Source organism: Photobacterium sp. 2_MG-2023, assembly GCF_030547675.1.
Taxonomy (GTDB): domain Bacteria; phylum Pseudomonadota; class Gammaproteobacteria; order Enterobacterales; family Vibrionaceae; genus Photobacterium; species Photobacterium arenosum.
The window spans coordinates 64780-86304 of the sequence record NZ_JAUOQQ010000019.1 but is presented as its reverse complement, the minus strand read 5'-3'; the positions used below and the strand labels follow the sequence as shown (position 1 = coordinate 86304).

Below are 21525 nucleotides of genomic sequence, written 5' to 3'. Positions count from 1 at the left end.
AATGGACGAAGGTCTGCGCTTCGCAATCCGTGAAGGTGGCCGTACCGTTGGTGCTGGTGTTGTTGCTAAGATCGTTGAATAATATTTGACGACAAGGCACGAAAAAGGGCATCATTTGATGCCCTTTTTCTACGCTCCGCCTCAGATTAGCGTATTTTTTGGTCAGTGTGCCGAGTAAAAAATGCGTTAAGGTGTACAGAGCGTTACGAAAGGGATTTACTTAATCCTTAGAAGCCTCGCTACCTGCGAGGTTATTTTCGTCTATATTGAGACAAGTTACAGGTTGGTTGTATGAAAGCGAATGCCGAAAACCAAAGCAGCTCTAGTAGCATGGATAGCCTGAAATGGGTTGTTGTATTTGCCCTGCTGGCAGCCGCGGTGGTTGGTAATTACCTGTACAGTGATGTATCTGTAGCGTTGCGTGCCGCAGCTGTAGTGGTCCTGGTTGCCGCTGCTGGTGGTGTTGCAGCTCTAACAGCAAAAGGTAAAACAGCGATCACTTTTGCCCGTGAATCGCGCATGGAAGTCCGCAAGGTAGTGTGGCCAACTCGTCAGGAAGCTACGCAGACAACCTTTATCGTTTTAGCTGTCACTGTCATTATGGCGTTAGCCCTGTGGGGCATCGACGGCATTATGGTCCGTTTGGTCCGCCTGGTTACCGGTGTATAGAGGTAAGAGTTCATGAGCGAAGCTCCAAAAAAACGATGGTATGTTGTGCAGGCCTTCTCTGGTTTTGAAGGGCGAGTTGCACAGTCACTACGTGAACATATCAAGATGCATGGCATGGAAGACTACTTCGACGAGGTATTAGTACCTACAGAAGAAGTAGTGGAAATGCGTGCTGGCCAGCGCCGCAAAAGCGAGCGTAAGTTCTTCCCTGGTTACGTTCTCGTACAGATGGTGATGAATGATGAAACCTGGCATCTGGTACGTAGTATTCCTCGTGTGATGGGGTTCATTGGCGGAACATCTGATCGTCCGGCGCCAATTTCAGACAAAGAAGCTGCTGCGATTTTGAATCGTCTGCAGCAGGCGAGTGAATCGCCTGTTCACAAAACTGTGTTTGAGCCGGGTGAAGTGGTTCGCGTGACGGATGGTCCGTTTGCTGACTTTAACGGTGTGGTTGAAGAAGTCGACTACGACAAGAGCCGTGTGAAAGTCTCGGTCTCTATCTTCGGCCGTGCGACTCCGGTTGAACTGGAGTTTGGTCAGGTTGAGAAAAACTGATCAATAAGTAATCAAGTCATATTGTCAAGGGCGTGGAATTACACTATAATTTCGCGCCCTTTCGTTAGACGGGGAGTCTGTTTGCTAAAAGCAGACGTTTGAACCCAAATTAAGGTAATTAAGCAATGGCTAAAAAAGTAGAAGCTTACATCAAGCTGCAAGTTGCAGCTGGTATGGCAAACCCATCTCCACCAGTTGGTCCAGCTCTGGGTCAGCACGGTGTGAACATCATGGAATTCTGTAAAGCGTTTAACGCTAAAACAGATTCAATGGAGAAAGGTCTGCCAACTCCAGTGGTTATCACTGTTTATAGCGACCGTTCTTTCACTTTCGTTACTAAAACTCCACCTGCTGCAGTTCTGCTGAAGAAAGCAGCTGGTGTTAAGTCAGGCTCTGGCCGTCCTAACACTGAAAAAGTGGGTAAAGTGACTGAAGCTCAGATCCAAGAGATCGCAGAAACTAAAGCTGCAGACATGACTGGTGCCGACATCGAAGCGATGAAGCGCTCTATCGCGGGTACTGCCCGTTCAATGGGTCTGGTAGTTGAGGGTTAAGACAATGGCAAAACTAACTAAGCGTATGCGCGTAATCCGTGAGAAAGTTGACGCTACTCGCGAGTACGACATCAACGAAGCTGTTGCTCTGCTGAAAGAACTGGCTACTGCTAAATTCGTAGAAAGTGTTGACGTTTCAGTTAACCTGGGTATCGATGCTCGTAAATCTGATCAGAACGTTCGTGGCGCAACTGTACTGCCACACGGTACTGGCCGTGATGTCCGCGTAGCGGTTTTCACTCAAGGTGCTAACGCTGAAGCAGCGAAAGAAGCGGGTGCAGATCTGATTGGTATGGAAGATCTGGCTGAACTGGTTAAGAAAGGCGAAATGAACTTTGACGTTGTTATCGCTTCTCCAGACGCAATGCGCGTTGTTGGTCAGCTGGGTACTATCCTGGGTCCTCGTGGCCTGATGCCTAACCCGAAAGTGGGTACTGTAACGCCTAACGTTGCTGAAGCTGTGAAGAATGCTAAAGCGGGTCAGGTTCGTTACCGTAACGACAAGAACGGTATCATCCACACCACTATCGGTAAGGTTGATTTCGACGCTGACAAACTGAAAGCTAACCTGGAATCTCTGCTGGTTGCGCTGAAAAAAGCAAAACCTGCATCAGCTAAAGGTACTTTCATCAAGAAAGTCAGCATCTCTACCACTATGGGTGCAGGTGTGGCGCTAGACCAGAATACTCTGGACGCTAACGTTTAATATTTGCAGAATCGCTGGGATTATGTATAATCCTGCGTTTCGAATTAATGGCTAAGATCTGGGCAGCATTCTGCCGGGATCTTCGTCCTAGACCGTAGGTGTTCTCAGAACTTAATACTTCAACCTACGTAGACGGTGCCAGGAACATGATTGATTTACTGTCTTTCTTGGATCTGCGCCGTACAAACTCTCCTGCAATTTTGCAGTGAGTGGGTAAACACAATCCAGGAGCAAATCCAATGGCTTTAAACCTTCAAGACAAACAGGCAATTGTTGCTGAAGTCAACGAAGCTGCCAGTGGTGCCCTGTCTGCAGTTGTTGCTGACTCTCGTGGCGTAGCCGTGGGTGCTATGACGACTCTGCGTAAACAAGCGCGTGAAGCGGGTGTTTACGTACGTGTTGTTCGTAATACTCTGGCTCGTCGTGCAGTAGTAGGTACTAACTACGAGTGTCTTGCTGACACTTTCGTAGGCCCTACTCTGCTGGCTTTCTCTACAGAGCACCCAGGTGCCGCAGCACGTCTTTTCAAAGACTTTGCTAAAGAGAACAAAGATTTCGAGATCAAAGCTGCTGCATTCGAAGGCGTACTGACTGATGCAGATGTTCTGGCGAAACTGCCAACTTACGACGAAGCTATCGCACGTCTGATGATGTGCATGAAAGAAGCTTCTGCTGGCAAGCTGGTTCGTACTATTGCAGCTATTCGCGATCAGAAAGAAGCCGCTTAATAAGTTTGGTTTTTTATTGGTTGCTATTTAAACTAATTGTTGACTTTAAAAGAGAATTGTTATGTCTATCACTAACGAGCAAATCCTAGACGCAGTTGCAGAAATGTCTGTAATGCAAGTTGTTGAACTGATCGAAGCAATGGAAGAGAAGTTCGGTGTTACTGCTGCTGCAGCAGTAGTTGCTGGCGGCGCTGCTGAAGCAGTTGCTGAAGAGCAAACTGAATTCGACGTAATCCTGACTGCTGCTGGCGGTAACAAAGTTGCTGTAATCAAAGCAGTACGTGGCGCAACTGGTCTGGGCCTGAAAGAAGCTAAAGCTCTGGTTGACGGCGCTCCAGCACCTCTGAAAGAAGGTGTTGAGAAAGCTGAAGCTGAAGCTCTGAAAGCTCAGCTGGAAGAAGCTGGTGCATCTGTTGAAATCAAGTAATTATTACTTAATTTCTTAGCCTTTATGGCTATGGGCTGGTGGCTAAAAAGCCACCGGCCCTTTTGCGCTGTAGGGTAGTGGTGTTTTTCACATTGTTTTGCAACCGCTTCCCGTGCAAATCACAGCCTGTACTCCAGTGCTGTTCCTGCTACAAACAATGTTATTAGTCACTGCCTCTTACTAGAGGTAGTTTGGATCACTTATCAGCGATCTGAGGAACCTATGGTTTACTCTTATACCGAGAAAAAGCGTATCCGTAAGGATTTTGGTAAGCGTCCTCAAGTATTGGATGTACCTTACTTGCTGTCGATCCAGCTTGAGTCTTTTGATAAGTTCATCGAGCAGGATCCGGAAGGGCATTACGGTCTAGAAGCTGCCTTTCGTTCTGTATTCCCAATTCAGAGCTATAACGGCAATTCCGAGCTGCAATACGTTAGCTATCGTCTCGGTGAGCCGGTGTTCGATGTCAAAGAATGTCAGATTCGTGGTGTAACATATTCCGCGCCGTTACGCGTGAAATTACGTCTTGTTATGTATGACAAGGACGCACCAGCTGGCACAGTAAAAGACATTAAAGAACAAGAAGTTTACATGGGCGAAATTCCGCTCATGACAGATAACGGTACATTCGTTATTAACGGTACCGAGAGGGTTATCGTATCCCAGCTGCACCGTAGCCCGGGCGTCTTTTTCGACAGCGATAAGGGTAAAACCCACTCCTCAGGTAAAGTGCTTTATAACGCACGCATCATTCCTTACCGTGGTTCATGGTTGGATTTCGAGTTTGATCCAAAGGATAACGTCTACGTTCGTATCGACCGTCGTCGTAAGTTGCCTGCGTCTATCATTCTGCGTGCGCTGAACTATACCACTGAGCAAATCCTTGACCTGTTCTTCGAGAAGATCAATTTCGAAGTACAGGGCAAGTCTTTGGTTATGGAGTTGGTGCCAGACCGTCTGCGTGGTGAAACTGCGAGCTTCGATATTGAAGCGAACGGCACTGTGTACGTTGAGAAAGGCCGCCGTATTACTGCGCGCCATATCCGACAGCTGCAGAAAGATAACATTGACCACATCGAAGTACCGGTTGAGTACATCGTGGGCAAAGTGTCAGCACGTGAATATGTGAATGAAGACACGGGTGAGCTGATTGTTGAAGCTAACCAAGAGCTGAGCCTGGAAATTCTGGCTAAGCTGTCTCAGGCTGGCCACAAAGCCATCGAAGTGCTGTTTACCAACGACCTGGATTACGGTCCGTACATGTCTGATACCCTGCGTATTGACAGTACAACAGATCGTCTGAGCGCCCTGGTTGAAATCTACCGCATGATGCGCCCTGGTGAGCCACCAACGCGCGAAGCGGCAGAGCAGCTGTTTGAAAGCCTGTTCTTCTCTGAAGATCGCTATGACCTGTCTGCGGTTGGCCGCATGAAGTTCAACAGCTCTCTGGTACGTGAAGAAACAACAGGTTCTGGCACGCTGGATCACGACGATATTATCGACGTGATGCGTAAGCTGATCGACATTCGTAACGGTAAAGGTGAAGTTGATGATATCGACCACCTGGGCAACCGCCGTATCCGTAGTGTTGGCGAAATGGCTGAAAACCAGTTCCGTGTCGGTCTGGTACGTGTTGAGCGCGCAGTTAAAGAACGTCTGAGCCTGGGCGATTTGGATGCTGTGATGCCACAGGATCTGATCAACGCTAAGCCTATCTCTGCGGCAGTGAAAGAGTTCTTTGGCTCTTCTCAGTTGTCTCAGTTTATGGATCAGAACAACCCATTGTCAGAAGTGACGCACAAACGTCGTATTTCTGCCCTGGGTCCAGGTGGTCTGACACGTGAGCGTGCAGGCTTTGAAGTTCGAGATGTTCACGCCACGCACTACGGTCGTCTGTGTCCTATCGAGACCCCTGAAGGTCCGAACATCGGTCTGATCAACTCGCTGTCTGTATTTGCGCGTTGTAACCCGTACGGTTTCCTGGAAACACCATACCGCAAAGTGGTTGATGGTGAGGTTACCGACCAGATTGATTATCTGTCAGCGATTGAAGAAGGTCAGTTTGTTATCGCTCAGGCAAACGCCGCTCTTGAAGAAGACGGTAGCTTTACCGATGAGCTGATCACTGCCCGCCACAAAGGTGAATCTGGTCTTCACCCACGTGACCACGTTCAGTATATGGACGTTGCAACCAACCAGGTGGTATCTGTGGCAGCGTCCCTGATCCCGTTCCTGGAGCACGATGATGCTAACCGTGCCCTTATGGGTGCGAACATGCAACGTCAGGCGGTACCGACTCTGCGTGCTGATAAGCCGCTGGTAGGTACAGGTATTGAGCGTGCGGTAGCGGTTGACTCCGGTGTAACCTCGGTGGCTAAACGTGGCGGTATGGTTCAGTCGGTAGATGCGTCTCGTATCGTTATCAAAGTGAACGAAGACGAGCTGGTACCGGGCGAAGCCGGTATCGACATCTACAACCTGACTAAGTACACCCGTTCTAACCAGAACACCTGTATCAACCAGCGTCCAACTGTGATGCCGGGTGAACCTGTAGCACGTGGTGACGTGCTGGCTGATGGTCCGTCTACTGACCTGGGTGAGCTGGCTCTTGGCCAGAACATGCGTATCGCGTTCATGCCTTGGAACGGCTACAACTTCGAAGACTCCATCTTAGTCTCTGAGCGTGTGGTTCAGGAAGATCGCCTGACGACTATCCACATTCAGGAACTGTCCTGTGTGGCACGTGATACTAAGCTGGGTGCGGAAGAAATCACAGCAGACATCCCGAACGTGGGTGAAGCAGCCCTGTCCAAACTGGACGAGTCCGGCATCGTTTACATCGGTGCGGAAGTGAAGGGTGGCGATATTCTGGTTGGTAAAGTAACGCCTAAGGGTGAGACTCAGCTGACGCCAGAAGAGAAACTGCTGCGTGCCATCTTCGGTGAAAAAGCGTCTGACGTGAAAGACTCGTCGCTGCGTGTACCTAACTCTGTGTCTGGTACCATCATCGACGTTCAGGTCTTCACGCGCGATGGCGTAGAGAAGGACAAGCGTGCACTCGAAATTGAAGAGATGCAGCTGAAAGAAGCGAAGAAAGATATCACCGAAGAATTCCAGATCCTGGAAGGTGGTTTGCTGGCTCGTGTCCGTACTCTGCTGCTGTCTGCCGGTTATGATGACGCGCGTGTGTCTTCAATGGACCGTGAGAAGCTGTTCTCTCAGACTCTGGATGATGAGTCACTGCAAAACCAGCTGGAGCAGCTGGCTGAGCAGTACGATGAGCTGAAATCTGAGTTCGATAAGAAGTTCGAAACCAAGCGTCGTAAGATCACCCAAGGTGATGACCTGGCCCCTGGCGTCCTGAAGATCGTTAAGGTCTATCTGGCCGTTAAACGCCGTATTCAGCCTGGTGATAAGATGGCCGGCCGTCACGGTAACAAGGGTGTTATCTCGAAGATTTGTCCGGTTGAAGACATGCCTTACGATGAGAAAGGCCAGACGGTCGACATCGTACTGAACCCACTGGGTGTACCTTCGCGTATGAACATCGGTCAGATCCTGGAAACTCACATGGGTCTGGCGGCAAAAGGTATCGGCGACAAGATCAATCAGATGCTGAAAGAACAGCAGGAACTGCATAGGTTCCGCGAATTCCTTCAGAAGGTCTATGATCTGGGCGATACCCGTCAGAATGTTGATATTGCATCTATGTCTGATGATGAAGTTCGTACCCTGATTGAGAACCTGCGTGCGGGTCTGCCGATCGCGACACCTGTCTTTGACGGTGCGCCTGAGCCAGCAATCAAAGAGCTGTTGAAACTGGCGGACTTGCCAGAATCGGGTCAGCTGAATTTGTTTGATGGCCGTACCGGTGAGCAGTTTGAGCGTCCTGTAACTGTTGGTTACATGTACATGCTGAAACTGAACCACCTGGTCGACGACAAGATGCACGCCCGTTCTACCGGTTCGTACAGTCTGGTAACTCAGCAGCCATTGGGCGGTAAAGCTCAGTTCGGTGGTCAGCGCTTCGGTGAGATGGAAGTGTGGGCACTGGAAGCTTATGGTGCCGCCTATACGCTGCAGGAAATGCTGACAGTGAAATCGGATGACGTGAATGGCCGTACGAAGATGTATAAAAACATCGTCGATGGCGATCACCGTATGGAACCAGGTATGCCGGAATCCTTCAACGTACTGTTGAAAGAGATCCGCTCGTTGGGTATCAACATCGAGCTGGAAGACGAGTAAGCCTGACACTGTCAGTACTACTTGAATCCGGTATCAATATGAAGGCGCCGCCGCCACGGCGCCTTTATGGGTCAACTCCTCACAGGAGCCGAATGTGAAAGACTTACTTAAGTTTCTGAAAGCACAGCACAAGACCGAAGAATTTGATGCGATCAAAATCGGTCTTGCTTCACCTGACATGATTCGTTCATGGTCTTTTGGTGAAGTGAAAAAGCCAGAAACCATTAACTACCGTACCTTTAAGCCTGAGCGTGACGGTCTGTTCTGTGCACGTATCTTTGGCCCGGTCAAAGACTATGAATGTCTTTGTGGTAAATACAAACGCCTGAAGCACCGCGGCGTGATCTGTGAAAAATGTGGTGTAGAAGTTACTCAGACCAAAGTACGTCGTGAGCGTATGGGTCACATTGAGCTGGCTTCTCCTGTTGCCCACATCTGGTTCCTGAAATCACTGCCATCCCGTATCGGCCTGTTGATGGACATGCCGCTGCGTGATATCGAGCGTGTGCTTTATTTCGAATCTTATGTGGTTATCGAACCTGGCATGACCAATCTTGAGCGTAGTCAGCTGCTGTCTGAAGAACAGTATCTGGACGCGCTGGAAGAGTGGGGCGATGAGTTCGACGCGCGCATGGGCGCCGAAGCAGTGAAAGCACTGCTGGCCAACATGGATCTGAATGCTGAAATCGAACTGATGCGTGAAGAGCTGGAAGAAACCAACTCTGAAACCAAGCGCAAGAAGCTGACCAAGCGTCTCAAGCTGGTAGAAGCATTTGTTCAATCCGGTAACAACCCAGAGTGGATGATCCTGTCAGTACTGCCGGTACTGCCGCCGGATCTGCGTCCTCTGGTACCGCTGGACGGTGGTCGTTTCGCGACCTCTGATCTGAACGACCTATACCGTCGTGTGATCAACCGTAACAACCGTTTGAAGCGCCTGCTGGATCTGGCTGCCCCAGACATCATCGTACGTAACGAAAAGCGTATGTTGCAAGAGTCTGTGGATGCACTGCTGGACAACGGTCGCCGTGGTCGCGCCATCACTGGTTCGAACAAGCGTCCGCTGAAATCTCTGGCTGACATGATCAAAGGTAAGCAGGGTCGTTTCCGTCAGAACCTGCTGGGTAAGCGTGTCGACTACTCAGGCCGTTCGGTAATCACCGTAGGTCCATACCTGCGTCTGCACCAGTGTGGTCTGCCGAAGAAAATGGCACTGGAGCTGTTCAAACCGTTCATCTACGGCAAGCTGGAAACCCGTGGTCTGGCGACCACCATCAAAGCTGCCAAGAAGATGGTTGAGCGCGAAGAAGCTGTTGTTTGGGATATCCTGGACGAAGTGATCCGCGAACACCCGGTTATGCTGAACCGTGCACCAACACTGCACCGTCTGGGTATCCAGGCGTTTGAACCTGTGTTGATCGAAGGTAAAGCGATTCAGCTGCACCCGCTGGTCTGTGCGGCTTATAACGCCGACTTCGATGGTGACCAGATGGCGGTACACGTACCGCTGACGCTGGAAGCGCAGTTGGAAGCACGTGCGCTGATGATGTCGACCAACAACATCCTGTCTCCGGCGTCTGGTGATCCAATCATCGTACCGTCTCAGGACGTTGTACTGGGTCTGTACTACATGACCCGCGACAAGATCAACGCTAAAGGCGAAGGCATGTACCTGGCCGGCTCTGCGGAAGCAGAGAAAGCGTACCGTACCGGTAATGCAGAGCTGCATGCTCGCGTTAAAGTGCGTATCACTGAGCACGTGAAAAACGAGCAAGGTGAGCTGGTGAAAAACACCCAGCTGATGGACACCACTGTTGGCCGAGCCATGCTGTGGCAAATCGTGCCTAAGGGTCTGCCATACAGCCTGGTGAACACTGAAGCACTGGGTAAGAAGCAGATCTCGAACCTGCTGAACACCTGTTACCGTGAACTGGGTATGAAGCAAACTGTCATTTTTGCTGACCAGATCATGTACACAGGCTTTGCTTACGCGGCCCTGTCTGGTGTATCTGTTGGTATCGACGACATGGTGGTGCCAGACGCTAAGTACACCAAGATCGCTGAAGCTGAAGCTGAAGTTGCAGAAATTCAGGATCAGTTCCAGTCCGGTCTGGTAACCGCTGGCGAACGTTACAACAAAGTGATCGATATCTGGGCAACCGCGAACGAACAGGTTGCTAAAGCGATGATGGATAACCTGTCGTTTGACACAGTTATCAACCGCGAAGGTAAAGAAGAACAGCAGAAATCGTTTAACAGTGTATACATGATGGCCGATTCCGGTGCTCGTGGTTCGGCTGCACAGATTCGTCAGTTGGCGGGTATGCGTGGTCTGATGGCGAAACCAGATGGTTCGATCATCGAAACGCCAATCACCGCGAACTTCCGTGAAGGTCTGAACGTACTCCAGTACTTCATCTCCACGCACGGTGCGCGTAAAGGTCTGGCGGATACGGCACTGAAAACAGCGAACTCAGGTTACCTGACTCGTCGTCTGGTAGACGTTGCCCAGGATGTTGTGATCACAGCTGATGACTGTGGTACGCACGCAGGTATCACTATGATGCCTCTGATCGAAGGTGGTGATGTTAAAGAGCCGCTGCGAGATCGCGTACTGGGTCGAGTCGTGGCCGATGATGTGCTGAAACCAGGTACTGAAGAAGTATTGGTTCAACGCAACACTATGCTGGACGAGAAGTGGTGTGACATTCTGGAAGACAACTCAGTTGACCAGATTAAAGTGCGTTCTGTTGTTACTTGTGAAAACGACTTCGGTTGTTGCCGTAACTGTTATGGTCGTGACCTGGCTCGTGGTCACCTGGTTAACCAGGGTGAAGCAGTCGGCGTTGTGGCAGCACAGTCCATCGGTGAACCAGGTACACAGCTGACGATGCGTACGTTCCACATCGGTGGTGCGGCTTCTCGTGCGGCAGCAGAAAACAGTATTCAGGTGAAGAACAAAGGTTCTCTGAAGCTGCACAATGCCAAGTTCGTTACTAATAACGATGGCAAGCTGGTTATCACTTCGCGTGCTGCTGAGCTGACTATTGTTGATGAGTTCGGTCGTACCAAGGAAAGCTACAAGCTGCCTTACGGTTCGATGCTGGGCAAAGGCGACAACGATGCGGTTGAAGCCGGTGAAGTGGTGGCGAACTGGGACCCACACACAATGCCAATCATTACTGAAGTGGCAGGTCATATCCAGTTTGTGGATCTGATCGATGGTGTGACGGTTTCTCGCCAGACGGACGACCTGACCGGTCTGTCTTCTATCGTAATCCTGGACGGTGCCGAGCGTACCGGTGCAGGTAAAGATATGCGCCCAATGGTGAAACTGGTTGATGACAAAGGCAACGATGTCATGATTCCGGGTACAGATATGCCTGCGCAGTACTTCCTGCCGGGTAAAGCCATTGTTCAGCTGGAAGACGGCTCTGCGGTTGGTATCGGTGACACGCTGTCTCGTATTCCTCAGGAATCTGGCGGTACGAAAGATATCACCGGTGGTCTGCCACGCGTTGCTGACCTGTTCGAAGCGCGTAAGCCGAAAGAGCCTGCAATCCTGGCTGAAATCACAGGTGCAGTATCCTTCGGTAAAGAGACCAAAGGTAAGCGTCGTTTGATCATCACCCCAACTGACGGCCAGCCATATGAGGAAATGATTCCTAAGTGGCGTCAGCTGAACGTCTTTGAAGGCGAGAAAGTTGAAAAAGGTGATGTTATTGCCGATGGTCCGGAAGCTCCGCACGATATCCTGCGTCTGCGTGGCGTTCACGCGGTAGCAGAATACATCGTTAACGAGGTTCAGGAAGTTTACCGTCTGCAAGGCGTTAAGATTAACGATAAGCACATCGAGACTATCATCCGTCAGATGCTGCGTAAGGTAACCATTACGGTTCCGGGTGACTCTGAGTTCCTGGAAGGCGAGCAGGTGGAATTCTCCCGCGTGAACATCGCCAACCGTCAGCTGATTGCTGAAGACAAGCAGCCTGCACTGTTTGAGCGTGATCTGCTGGGTATTACCAAAGCGTCTCTGGCTACTGAGTCCTTCATCTCTGCCGCGTCGTTCCAGGAAACGACTCGCGTACTGACTGAAGCTGCGGTTGCCGGTAAGCGTGATGAGCTGCGTGGTCTGAAAGAAAACGTCATCGTGGGTCGTTTGATCCCTGCGGGTACAGGTTTCTCTTATCACCAGCAGCGTCAGCGTCGTCGTGATGCGGATCTGGCTCCGGTAGAGCCTCAGGTTGATGCCGAGCAGGCGTCTCAAGACCTGGCAGCACTGCTGAATGCCGGTCTGAACGACGAAGATTAAGATCTGTTTGGTTCTTGCATGACCGAAAACTGAAAAAGGCACCCTCAGGGGTGCCTTTTGTTTTTATGTTTAAATTCGTTGGTTATGTGTTTTCAGCGGCCTGACTGTTTTTGAGCCCTGGCTGATTTTAAACAGACAAAGACGCATACAGTAATCAGGGATGCTGATTACCCGTTCTTGGTAGCACAGCGTGTGATTTGCTGTGATTAAGCGCCGGGTGGAACGGCTAAACTTTCACTGATCAGCTCAATCAGATCATCTTCCAGCTCGAACCTTAATTCGATTTGTTCACCCACCATGGACAATTCGTTATCAAAATCATCCCAATCATCACTGTCGTCTGTGATCTCACAATAGCGGTCTGCAAAATTCAGCAAGGGATCTGTGGTATCAGTAATTTTGTTGTAGAGCTGTGAGATTTCTGTGGTTGGGGAATATCCGGTCGCCTGCCACCTTGCCATCACCTTGTCGTAAATTTTAAAGTGACCTTCGGAGATGTAATCAACCAGTTGCTGGCTGAAGAGTTGGAGCTGCGATGACGTGGGAAGTTGCCGGGATTTATTTTCAAAGGGAGGTAAGCCTGCTAATTTGCAGTAATCTATCAGCAGCTGCTGCCTCGACATCAGCCAATGATCGATGACATCATTGTTGCCACCCCATTGTTTTTGCACTTGTTCGAATTTACTAAGCATGACCATGTCCTCATGATCGCCCCGCAAGAAGCAGGAGCCGAAAACAATACCTGTCAAACTCTTAGTGACACTAAGAGTACCAATATGGCAAAGCCAAATTCCACTGTTAGGTTTAGATTGCCAGCAAAACTGATACCCTGCAAGGATGGAGGAGCAGCTAATGTCAAAAAAGCAAGAACACAGCTACTGGTGTGTCATTCGTGACCGCAGAATTTATTTAGAAAAGGGTAAGTTACCGCTTACACTGGAAGGCTTTACTGACTTGGATCTTGCAAGATCCACCGTGATCGGTTTTCATCAGGGATACCCGGTGAGATGGCTGGAAGATCCTGATTTATTGGCTGATAAAAAATTTTATTCTCTCAGGGAATTTCTTCACGAGCATGAGGATCTGTTTGCGCTGGCCGGCAAAGCGATGCAGTTATCCCATATGTGCGAGACGCAGGCATTTTGTTCTTCCTGCGGCGGGAAAACGACATTGGCCGACAGTGCACAGGCCATGCGATGCCAGGCCTGTGACAGCTACCATTATCCGTGCATTGCTCCCTGTATCATTGTTGCGGTGAAGAAAGATGACTGCATTTTGCTGGCGCAGCATCCCCGTCATAAAAGTGGCATATATACCGTTATTGCCGGCTTTGTTGAAGCCGGAGAAACCCTGGAGCAATGTGTGGCTCGTGAAGTCAAAGAAGAGACGGGTATTGAAGTGACCAATATCCGCTACTTTGACAGTCAGCCCTGGGCGTTTCCGTCCAACATTATGATGGGATTTCTGGCGGAACACCAAAGTGGTGTTATCCGTCCGGATTACGAAGAGCTGGTGGATGCCCGCTGGTTTAAACATGATCAGTTACCGCAGATCGCGCCACCAGGGACGATTGCGCATCGTCTTATTCAGGCTACTTGCGAGGCTATCAGGCAGGAAGCAGCAATCCGGAAAGATGGTGACCAGTAAATGCCAGGGAGATAATTTACTGGAAGGGACCCAGGCTCCTATCAGCCTGAGTGGCTTTCTGGCAGTCCGCGGAAAATGGCTTTGGAATGCTTAATCAGGTGTGCGGCATAATGCGGGGTGACTTTATGCAGCTGTCCTTTCATGGCTTTGAAAGAGTTTTCCCAGCAGCGGTCTTTGTACACACCGGTTTCAGTAAATTCGATAACAACTTGCAGGTCCATAGATCCTCCAATTTTTGCAATAGCCGATGTTGGCTGTTAATAACAGTATCAGAGAACCGATAGGCTATTGATTAAAATATCTGCAACATTAGATTGCCAAAAATGAAACAGCAGACGCTTAAACCGTACGGCTGACAAGCGATGTGCTCTACGCGGCATTAATTGCCATTCAGGGTGAATGCATAGCTGCTGTTGCCGGATCAGGGTGTTACAATGTACTCAATTATTTGCCAGGATGTTGACAATGACAGAATTGAAAAACGATCGCTATCTGCGTGCTTTACTCAAGCAGCCGGTTGACTGCACCCCTGTATGGATGATGCGTCAGGCAGGCCGTTATCTACCAGAATACCGTGCAACCCGCGGCGTGGCTGGCGACTTTATGTCGCTGTGTAAGAATGCTGAACTGGCCAGCGAAGTGACTCTGCAACCTTTGCGCCGTTTTCCGCTGGATGCCGCTATCCTGTTTTCTGACATCCTGACCATTCCGGATGCTATGGGTCTTGGACTGTATTTTGAAACCGGTGAAGGGCCAAAATTCGAGCGTCCTATCACCTGTAAAGCCGATGTCGATAAGATAGGTATCCCTGACCCGGAAGGTGAGCTGCAATATGTTATGAACGCCGTGCGTCAAATCCGAAAAGATTTGAAAGGTGAGGTGCCGCTGATTGGCTTTTCCGGCAGCCCGTGGACGCTGGCTACTTACATGGTGGAAGGCGGCAGCACTAAGGCGTTTACAAAAATCAAAAAAATGATGTACGCCGAACCTGCAGTTCTGCATGCACTGCTGGATAAACTGGCCGACAGTGTGATTCAGTACCTGAATGCTCAAATCAAAGCCGGTGCCCAGTCAGTGATGGTGTTTGACACCTGGGGTGGCGTATTGACCCCGCGTGATTACCAGCTGTTTTCGCTGCAGTACATGCACAAGATTGTCGATGGCCTGATCCGCGAAAATGAAGGCCGCCGTGTCCCTGTGACCCTGTTTACCAAAAACGGCGGTATGTGGCTGGAAGCGATTGCGGCAACCGGTTGTGATGCGGTGGGTCTGGACTGGACCATTGATATTGCCGACGCCAAGCGCCGTGTGGGTGACAAAGTGGCCCTGCAAGGCAATATGGACCCGTCCATGCTGTACGCGTCGCCAGAGCGTATCCGTGAAGAAGTGGCCGGTATTCTGTCTGGCTTCGGTGGAGGCACGGGCCATGTCTTTAACCTGGGCCACGGTATCCATCTCGACGTACCGCCGGAAAATGCCGGCGTCTTTGTCGAGGCGGTCCATGAGCTGTCTGCCCCTTATCACAAGTAAGCGGCGGCTGATGACACCAGAAAGCGAGCTGAACGGCTCGCTTTTTGCGTTTTACAGGCAGCTTACAGCCCCAGGTGCTGGTGGACATAGTCGCGGATGTAGGGCACGACATCGGTTTCAAACCAGGGGTTTTTCTTCAGCCACAAGGTATTGCGCGGCGATGGGTGAGGCAGTGGCAGATAATCTGGCGCCCATTGCCGCCAGGCTCTGACTGTGTCGGTCAGGGTTTTGGGTTTATCTGACAGATAATAATTCTGCGCATACTGGCCGACCAGCAGTGTCATGCCGATATTGGGCAGCAGCGGCCAGACCTGGTCATGCCATTGCGGCGCGCATTCGGGTCTTGGCGGCAAGTCCCCGCTCTTGCCTTTTCCCGGATAGCAAAACCCCATCGGCATAATGGCGATACGGCTGGGATCATAGAAAGTACCACGATCGAGATCCAGCCAGCGGCGCAGCCGGTCGCCGCTTGGATCGTTCCAGGGAATGCCAGTGTCATGGACCCGGGTGCCCGGGGCCTGGCCGACTATCATTAAGCGTGCTTCGCTGCTGGCTTGAATCACCGGCCGCGGACCGAGCGGCAGGTGGGCTTTACACAGCTCGCACTGACGGATCTGGTTCAGCAATGCCGATAAGGTGTGCGGAGGGTTGAGATTTGCCATAATCAGCCTTAATAACCGAGTGTGAAGTCAATCTGGTATTGCAGCGGCTTACCTTCAACATAGCGCAGGTAGTTGGTTTTGAATATCTCCATGACCTGTTGCGGGAAGCTCTCGGCGGCAATGTGCGGGGTGACAGTTATCTGAGGGTGACACCAGAAAGGGTGATCAGCCGGCAGCGGCTCTTGTTTGAACACATCCAGAAAAGCATGGCTGAGCGCGCCACTGGCCAGTGCCTGCAGCAGGCCTGGCTCACACACCGCATTACCCCGGCCGACATTGAAGAGTAAGCTACCGCGGCAATGGCTCAGGCTGTCGGCATTGAGCAGATTGTCTGTCATCGCAGTGGCAGGCAGCACTGACACCAGAACATCAGCCTGTTGCAGTGCCTCGCTCAGATCCTTGATAGCCATGACCTTATCAAAACCCGGGGCAGCACTTTCGCCGGAGCGGTTCACGCCCAGCACTGTCATTCCTAACGCTTTGGCAGCGCCAGCCAGGTGCTGGCCAATCGAGCCGGTGCCCAGAATCACCATGGTTTTGTCAGACAGAGCGCCGTAGCTGTGCGGTTGCCACTGCGTCTGTTGTTGCTGGGCCTGATAACGGCTGAAATGGCGCTGGTGGCTGATCAGCAAACCCAGCACGTATTCGCTGATCAACTGGCCGAAGATCCCCCGGACATTGGTCAGCGCATAATCGCTGCGCAATCCGGGCTGGACCAGGGCGTCAATGCCGGCATAGGTGGATTGCAGCCAGCGCAGCTGCGGAAATTGCGTCAACCTGTCAGTGATTAATGGCGGATCGGCCAGCACCAGCGTCGCCTCGTCAGGATTGTCTGTCAGTGACAGCGCCGGTAAGTCTGCTTCTTCAATCAGTTGGCGGTACAGGTCTGCCCGTCGGGAAACAATACAGAGTTGATGCATGGCTTTTTCCTTTTGCGCTGGCGGGTTATCAAGTAAAATTCAAGTTAACGTTTTCAGACAGATTATCCCATGCTTAAGAATCCAATTCAGCTTCGCCTAGAAAAATTTGAACCCTGGCAATACCTGACCTTTATGGCCTCACTTTGCGAGCGGATGTATCCCAATTACGCTTTCTTCTGCCGCGAGACTGAATTTGCGGATCCTCAGCCTTATCGTCTTATCCTCGACAGCGTCTGGGAAATCCTGACGGTGAAAAATGCCAAGATCAATTTTGAAAACCAGCTGGAGAAGCTGGAAGAGATGGTGCCTGCGGCCGACGATTTTGATTTGTATGCAGTGAACCCGGCGATCGATGCCTGTGTCGGGCTGTCTGATCTGCTGCATGCGCTGCTGGATCGTGATCTGATCCCTGAGACCGCACTGAGCATCAGTTCCCTGTCGGTTGAAACGGTAGCCAATCTGGAACAAGCGCGCGAGGGTGAGGAAATCACCAACGACAACCAGAAGAACAATCAGGCCGTGTGCGAAGAATGGGATGTCCAGTGGGCTATCTACCGTGCACTGAAAGAGACAGATGGCCGGGATATCGAGCTGATTAAAAGCCTGCGCCGTGAACTGCGTGACGACGGGGTGAGCAATATCGGGATTGCGCTCTGATTTGAGAGTCTGTGCCGAACAAGGCAGGATCGCTATCCTGCCTGGTTCGTCTTTGTTGAGGGGTCAGTTGTTGTAGTCGTCTTCGTCGTCGTCGCGGTTTTCAATCACCCCGTGTTTTTTCTTCCAGCGTTCCCAGCGCTGAAACGCCAGTTGCTGCATATCGGTGCTGGTATCGGCTTCATCGACAATTTCTTCGCCGACCAGGCTCTCGAAAATATCTTCCAGGGTAACCAGTCCCATCACAGTGCCGTATTCATCGACCACTAACGCCAGCTGGACGCGCTCTTTCATCAGTTTTTCAAACGCCACCGGAACAGTATCCAGATTCAGCACCACAGGCAGCGGACGCATTAAGTCACTGAGCAGCAGATTGCCCTGTCCGCTCTGACTGGCGGCAAACAGTTCGAGACGGTGAACAAATCCGAGAATATTGTCTTTACTGCCTTGGTAGATCAACGGGCGTGAAAAAGGGCTGTCTTTGGCCTGGCTCAAAAATTCGTTGATAGACAAACTGCCCTCGACACGGAACAGGACCGGCCGCGGCGTCATGATTTTACTCACGCTGACATCACAGAACTGCAGCAGGTTATGCATGATTTTCGATTCCCCTTCGGCCAGTTCGCCGGACTCTTTGGCCAGCATGGCCATGGCTGAGAGCTCATCACGCAGTTTCGGGGGCTGGTGGCCCTGCGACAAACGGCGGGTGATTTGCTCCGAGACCCACACGAAAGGACGAAGCAGCCAGATCATCCATTCCAGTACATGAGCCGTGAACGGTGCCAACTGGCGGCAGTAGGTCGCGCCTATGGTTTTGGGAATGATCTCTGACAGCAGAAGAATGCCGACTGTGAGCGCAGCAGAGAATACCCCTAGCCACTGACTGCCGAAGACGACGGCGGCCTGGGCACCGGCCGTTGCGGCACCAATGGTGTGGGCTATGGTGTTCAGGGTCAGAATCGACGCCAGTGGACGATCGATATTGCCTTTCAGCTCTGCCAGTTTGTCTGCCATGGGATGTTCTTGTTGACGCAGGGTGCCAATGTAGCTGGGAGAAATACTGAGCAGTACAGCTTCCAGCACAGAGCAGATAAAAGAAATACTTATTGCGATTGAGATATAGAAGGTCAGAAGTAACATGCGTTTTGATTTGCTCTTAGTGGAATAACCATGAAGGACTCAAGTGGCCTCAAATTGTCGAATGATAAGGACCGCAACAGCACTGGTGTGTATGAATACGTTGAACTCACGGCACCTAGCTTCTTGAGTTATTTGAGTATTAATTGGTGCAATAAGAAGCAAAAGCAACCAGCGTCTTCTTCAGGATAGTAACAATTTGTGAACTTGCGCTCAGTTTATGGTTAAAGACCCCGCAGCTAACCACAGGAAAGCCGACAAACCTTTGCCACATGGGCTTCTTTTGAATTAGAGTGGATAAGTCTGAAGAAAAAACCTTAGAAGGGAAACCGAATGAACAAGACCCAACTGATTGACCTGATTGCTGAACAAGCGGACCTGACTAAAGCGCAAGCAAAAGATGCGCTGGAATCAACCCTGAGCGGCATCACCGAAGCATTGAAATCCGGTGACCAGGTTCAACTTATTGGCTTTGGCACATTTAAAGTAAACCACCGCGCAGCGCGTACAGGTCGTAACCCGCAGACTGGTAAAGAAATCCAGATCGCTGCAGCCAACGTACCTGCTTTCGTTGCAGGTAAAGCGCTGAAAGATTCTGTAAAATAATCTTAACTCCGCCGGGGATAACTTCGGCGGAGTTTTTATTTATGAAACGAACCTGCCTGATTGTACTGACTTTCCTGCTTTCTGCCTGTGGCAGCTCTGCTTTATCACAACACACACTGTCTCCTTTGGAACGCCTTAGCGGCGGTCAGGTCGTCGGTGATGCGTCATCACTGTACTGGGTCAACCTGCGTCAATCGAAAACCGAGTCTTTGGCTGAACGGGTCTGGATGGGCGATTACGGTGAGTATCAGACGGATTATCGCTGGCATGACGGGCAGTTGCGTGAATTGAAGCGGGCCGGCACAGCGCTGAAAGACGATAAACACCAGCCGTTTGAATTGCATGTGCGTTACGATCAGCACGGCGAGGCGGTGTTCCAGCGCTATAAAGTTGGCGACACGGTTTTTCCTTTGTCTGATACTCAGCTGCATCAGCTCAGCCAGCAGGCTGACATGGCGGTGGCTCTTGTCCGAGAGCAGTCGCGAGAGGGATTCCAGCTGGTGCAGGGTGTGTGGGACGGTCAACGGTTTGTCCATTGTGATGCTCAGGCTGAGATTGAGATTAACTGGCAGCAGATCAATGCCCAGCCAGGTTATATCGCACTGATCGGAAAATCGGATGGCCGGGGCAAGGTCACCGCGCAGCAGATGGTGCTGAACCGGACAACCGAGCAGCACTGCCTGACGCCGCCCAGATTACTGGATGTGTCCTGACGGACAGAGTGAAAGATAAGTGGATAACAACCGATAAGGCGCCTTTCGGCGCCTTATTTTTAGTTTGTGCGGTGGCAGATCAGTCCTGTTCACGGGCAATGGCGCGGTAGCCAATGTCGTCACGGAAGAACACACCGTTCCAGCTGATTTGTTTTGCCAGCGCATAAGCACGTTGCTGAGCATCAGACACTGTGTCGCCCATAGCCGTGGCACATAACACGCGGCCGCCATTGGTCACCACGGCACCGTCTTTGCTGGTAGTGCCGGCATGGAAGACTTTTTGTGCGTTGCCGTCTTGCAGGGGCAGACCGGAAATCACATCCCCTTTGCTGTAGTCGCCCGGATAACCACCGGCAGCCAGCACTACACCAATCGCCGCGCGCGGATCCCACTGAGAGTCCACGGTATTCAGTTTGCCATCGACAGCCGCCAGGCACAGCTCAACCAGATCCGATTGCAGGCGCAGCATAATAGGCTGAGTTTCCGGGTCGCCGAAGCGGCAGTTATACTCAATCACTTTCGGTGTGCCGTCGGCCATGATCATCAGGCCGGCATACAGAAAGCCTGTGTAGGGGTTGCCCTCGGCTGCCATGCCACGCACGGTAGGAACAATCACTTCGTCCATCACGCGCTGGTGGATTTCCTGAGTCACCACAGGGGCCGGCGAGTAAGCGCCCATGCCGCCGGTATTCGGACCTGTGTCGCCGTTACCTACGCGCTTGTGATCCTGACTGGTTGCCATCGGCAGTATGTGTTCGCCGTCCACCATCACAATGAAGCTGGCTTCTTCGCCGTCGAGGAACTCTTCAATGACAACGCGGTGACCGGCTTCACCAAAGGCATTGCCTGCCAGCATATCGCGCACTGCCGCCTCGGCTTCCTCCTGCGTCATGGCCACGATCACGCCTTTACCGGCTGCCAGACCATCGGCTTTGACCACAATGGGCGCGCCTTTTTCTTTCAGGTAAGCCAGAGCCGGCTCGATCTCGGTAAAGTTCTGGTATTCTGCCGTCGGGATCTGATGGCGGGCCAGGAAGTCTTTGGTGAAGGCTTTGGAGCCTTCCAGCTGGGCGGCGGCCTGGGTCGGACCGAAAATCGGCAAGCCCGCAGCACGGAATGCGTCAACCACACCTATCACCAGTGGTGCTTCCGGGCCAACAATGGTCAGGCCGATTTGCTGCTCTTTGGCAAACGCCACCAGTGCCGCAGTGTCTTCCACGCCAATCGCGACATTTTCCAGTTTTGGCTCTAAGGCAGTACCAGCATTGCCCGGTGCCACGAAGACTTTCTCTACCTGTGCCGATTGTGCGGCTTTCCAGCCCAGGGCGTGCTCGCGGCCGCCATTACCAATGACAAGAACTTTCATCTTTTGATCCTTATCGCGTCGCCAGGTTGGCGATTTCTGTGTCAAGCGTACTCATTGATTCGGTATCAACTGCGTGCGCTTTCCTTGA

General features: G+C 51.4%; 19 protein-coding genes and 1 pseudogene. 14 read left to right on the top strand and 6 right to left on the bottom strand.

Annotated elements, in window-relative coordinates; translation table 11 throughout:
- From Q4491_RS15375 to rpoC, 9 genes and pseudogenes are all read left to right on the top strand, one after another.
- Positions 1–82: pseudogene (locus Q4491_RS15375) on the top strand (elongation factor Tu); the annotation flags it as partial.
- A gap of 209 nt (positions 83–291) precedes the next feature.
- A complete protein-coding gene (secE, locus tag Q4491_RS15370; RefSeq protein WP_161459318.1) occupies positions 292–669 on the top strand; it encodes a preprotein translocase subunit SecE in 378 nt (125 codons plus the stop codon).
- Positions 670–681: 12 nt separating this feature from the next.
- Positions 682–1227, top strand: a complete 546-nt coding sequence (nusG, locus tag Q4491_RS15365) for a transcription termination/antitermination protein NusG (RefSeq protein WP_027254132.1) — start codon at positions 682–684, stop codon at positions 1225–1227.
- A 125-nt stretch (positions 1228–1352) separates the two neighbouring features.
- Positions 1353–1781 (top strand): 50S ribosomal protein L11, encoded by a 429-nt coding sequence (rplK, locus tag Q4491_RS15360; protein WP_027254131.1) that lies wholly within the window; start codon positions 1353–1355, stop codon positions 1779–1781.
- Between the two features lie 4 nt (positions 1782–1785).
- Positions 1786–2487 (top strand): 50S ribosomal protein L1, encoded by a 702-nt coding sequence (gene rplA, locus Q4491_RS15355; RefSeq protein ID WP_192017288.1) that lies wholly within the window; start codon positions 1786–1788, stop codon positions 2485–2487.
- 239 nt (positions 2488–2726) lie between these two features.
- Positions 2727–3215 carry a 50S ribosomal protein L10 gene (rplJ, locus tag Q4491_RS15350; protein ID WP_192017289.1) on the top strand — a complete coding sequence of 163 codons (489 nt, stop codon included), beginning with the start codon at positions 2727–2729 and terminating at the stop codon, positions 3213–3215.
- Between the two features lie 61 nt (positions 3216–3276).
- A complete protein-coding gene (rplL, locus tag Q4491_RS15345) occupies positions 3277–3642 on the top strand; it encodes a 50S ribosomal protein L7/L12 (protein ID WP_027254128.1) in 366 nt (121 codons plus the stop codon).
- Positions 3643–3864: 222 nt separating this feature from the next.
- Complete coding sequence (gene rpoB / locus Q4491_RS15340; protein WP_192017290.1) at positions 3865–7890, top strand: DNA-directed RNA polymerase subunit beta; 4026 nt, start codon at positions 3865–3867, stop codon at positions 7888–7890.
- 94 nt (positions 7891–7984) lie between these two features.
- Positions 7985–12202, top strand: coding sequence for a DNA-directed RNA polymerase subunit beta' (gene rpoC, locus Q4491_RS15335; protein ID WP_192017291.1), 4218 nt, complete (start codon positions 7985–7987; stop codon positions 12200–12202).
- Positions 12203–12408: 206 nt separating this feature from the next.
- Here the strand turns inward: rpoC and rsd are convergent, their stop codons facing one another.
- Positions 12409–12894: a sigma D regulator gene (gene rsd, locus Q4491_RS15330; RefSeq protein ID WP_303458623.1), complete on the bottom strand. Its 486-nt coding sequence runs from the start codon at positions 12892–12894 to the stop codon at positions 12409–12411.
- Positions 12895–13054: 160 nt separating this feature from the next.
- On the opposite strand from rsd, the gene nudC reads away from it, so the two are divergent.
- Positions 13055–13849: an NAD(+) diphosphatase gene (nudC, locus tag Q4491_RS15325; RefSeq protein WP_303458621.1), complete on the top strand. Its 795-nt coding sequence runs from the start codon at positions 13055–13057 to the stop codon at positions 13847–13849.
- A gap of 41 nt (positions 13850–13890) precedes the next feature.
- Here the strand turns inward: nudC and Q4491_RS15320 are convergent, their stop codons facing one another.
- On the bottom strand, positions 13891–14070 hold the full coding sequence (locus Q4491_RS15320) for a hypothetical protein (protein WP_192017377.1): 180 nt from the start codon (positions 14068–14070) through the stop codon (positions 13891–13893).
- A 244-nt stretch (positions 14071–14314) separates the two neighbouring features.
- On the opposite strand from Q4491_RS15320, the gene hemE reads away from it, so the two are divergent.
- Positions 14315–15379, top strand: coding sequence for a uroporphyrinogen decarboxylase (gene hemE, locus Q4491_RS15315; RefSeq protein WP_303458619.1), 1065 nt, complete (start codon positions 14315–14317; stop codon positions 15377–15379).
- Positions 15380–15441: 62 nt separating this feature from the next.
- Here hemE and Q4491_RS15310 read toward each other — a convergent pair whose 3' ends face one another.
- Positions 15442–16041, bottom strand: coding sequence for a uracil-DNA glycosylase family protein (locus Q4491_RS15310; RefSeq protein WP_303458617.1), 600 nt, complete (start codon positions 16039–16041; stop codon positions 15442–15444).
- Between the two features lie 8 nt (positions 16042–16049).
- Complete coding sequence (locus Q4491_RS15305) at positions 16050–16961, bottom strand: D-2-hydroxyacid dehydrogenase (protein WP_303458615.1); 912 nt, start codon at positions 16959–16961, stop codon at positions 16050–16052.
- Between the two features lie 69 nt (positions 16962–17030).
- Between Q4491_RS15305 and Q4491_RS15300 the strand changes: the two genes are divergently transcribed.
- Complete coding sequence (locus Q4491_RS15300) at positions 17031–17618, top strand: YjaG family protein (protein WP_192017297.1); 588 nt, start codon at positions 17031–17033, stop codon at positions 17616–17618.
- A gap of 63 nt (positions 17619–17681) precedes the next feature.
- Here Q4491_RS15300 and Q4491_RS15295 read toward each other — a convergent pair whose 3' ends face one another.
- Positions 17682–18755: a CNNM domain-containing protein gene (locus tag Q4491_RS15295; protein WP_303458612.1), complete on the bottom strand. Its 1074-nt coding sequence runs from the start codon at positions 18753–18755 to the stop codon at positions 17682–17684.
- Positions 18756–19085: 330 nt separating this feature from the next.
- On the opposite strand from Q4491_RS15295, the gene hupA reads away from it, so the two are divergent.
- Together hupA and Q4491_RS15285 are read left to right on the top strand one after the other, a co-directional pair.
- Positions 19086–19358 carry a nucleoid-associated protein HU-alpha gene (gene hupA, locus Q4491_RS15290; protein ID WP_027254117.1) on the top strand — a complete coding sequence of 91 codons (273 nt, stop codon included), beginning with the start codon at positions 19086–19088 and terminating at the stop codon, positions 19356–19358.
- Positions 19359–19399: 41 nt separating this feature from the next.
- The gene (locus Q4491_RS15285) at positions 19400–20071 is read left to right on the top strand and encodes a DUF1481 domain-containing protein (protein WP_303458609.1); all 672 of its coding nucleotides are present in this window, start codon (positions 19400–19402) and stop codon (positions 20069–20071) included.
- A gap of 79 nt (positions 20072–20150) precedes the next feature.
- Here the strand turns inward: Q4491_RS15285 and purD are convergent, their stop codons facing one another.
- Complete coding sequence (gene purD, locus Q4491_RS15280; protein ID WP_303458607.1) at positions 20151–21437, bottom strand: phosphoribosylamine--glycine ligase; 1287 nt, start codon at positions 21435–21437, stop codon at positions 20151–20153.
- Between the last annotated feature and the right edge of the window lie 88 nt (positions 21438–21525).

Excerpts from the sequence above, each read along its gene's own strand:
- secE (WP_161459318.1), top strand. The coding sequence starts at position 292 with ATGAAAGCGAATGCCGAAAACCAAAGCAGCTCTAGTAGCATGGATAGC.
- nusG (WP_027254132.1), top strand. The coding sequence starts at position 682 with ATGAGCGAAGCTCCAAAAAAACGATGGTATGTTGTGCAGGCCTTCTCT.
- rplK (WP_027254131.1), top strand. The coding sequence starts at position 1,353 with ATGGCTAAAAAAGTAGAAGCTTACATCAAGCTGCAAGTTGCAGCTGGT.
- rplA (WP_192017288.1), top strand. The coding sequence starts at position 1,786 with ATGGCAAAACTAACTAAGCGTATGCGCGTAATCCGTGAGAAAGTTGAC.
- rplJ (WP_192017289.1), top strand. The coding sequence starts at position 2,727 with ATGGCTTTAAACCTTCAAGACAAACAGGCAATTGTTGCTGAAGTCAAC.
- rplL (WP_027254128.1), top strand. The coding sequence starts at position 3,277 with ATGTCTATCACTAACGAGCAAATCCTAGACGCAGTTGCAGAAATGTCT.
- rpoB (WP_192017290.1), top strand. The coding sequence starts at position 3,865 with ATGGTTTACTCTTATACCGAGAAAAAGCGTATCCGTAAGGATTTTGGT.
- rsd (WP_303458623.1), bottom strand. The coding sequence starts at position 12,894 with ATGCTTAGTAAATTCGAACAAGTGCAAAAACAATGGGGTGGCAACAAT.
- nudC (WP_303458621.1), top strand. The coding sequence starts at position 13,055 with ATGTCAAAAAAGCAAGAACACAGCTACTGGTGTGTCATTCGTGACCGC.
- Q4491_RS15320 (WP_192017377.1), bottom strand. The coding sequence starts at position 14,070 with ATGGACCTGCAAGTTGTTATCGAATTTACTGAAACCGGTGTGTACAAA.
- hemE (WP_303458619.1), top strand. The coding sequence starts at position 14,315 with ATGACAGAATTGAAAAACGATCGCTATCTGCGTGCTTTACTCAAGCAG.
- Q4491_RS15310 (WP_303458617.1), bottom strand. The coding sequence starts at position 16,041 with ATGGCAAATCTCAACCCTCCGCACACCTTATCGGCATTGCTGAACCAG.
- Q4491_RS15305 (WP_303458615.1), bottom strand. The coding sequence starts at position 16,961 with ATGCATCAACTCTGTATTGTTTCCCGACGGGCAGACCTGTACCGCCAA.
- Q4491_RS15300 (WP_192017297.1), top strand. The coding sequence starts at position 17,031 with ATGCTTAAGAATCCAATTCAGCTTCGCCTAGAAAAATTTGAACCCTGG.
- Q4491_RS15295 (WP_303458612.1), bottom strand. The coding sequence starts at position 18,755 with ATGTTACTTCTGACCTTCTATATCTCAATCGCAATAAGTATTTCTTTT.
- hupA (WP_027254117.1), top strand. The coding sequence starts at position 19,086 with ATGAACAAGACCCAACTGATTGACCTGATTGCTGAACAAGCGGACCTG.
- Q4491_RS15285 (WP_303458609.1), top strand. The coding sequence starts at position 19,400 with ATGAAACGAACCTGCCTGATTGTACTGACTTTCCTGCTTTCTGCCTGT.
- purD (WP_303458607.1), bottom strand. The coding sequence starts at position 21,437 with ATGAAAGTTCTTGTCATTGGTAATGGCGGCCGCGAGCACGCCCTGGGC.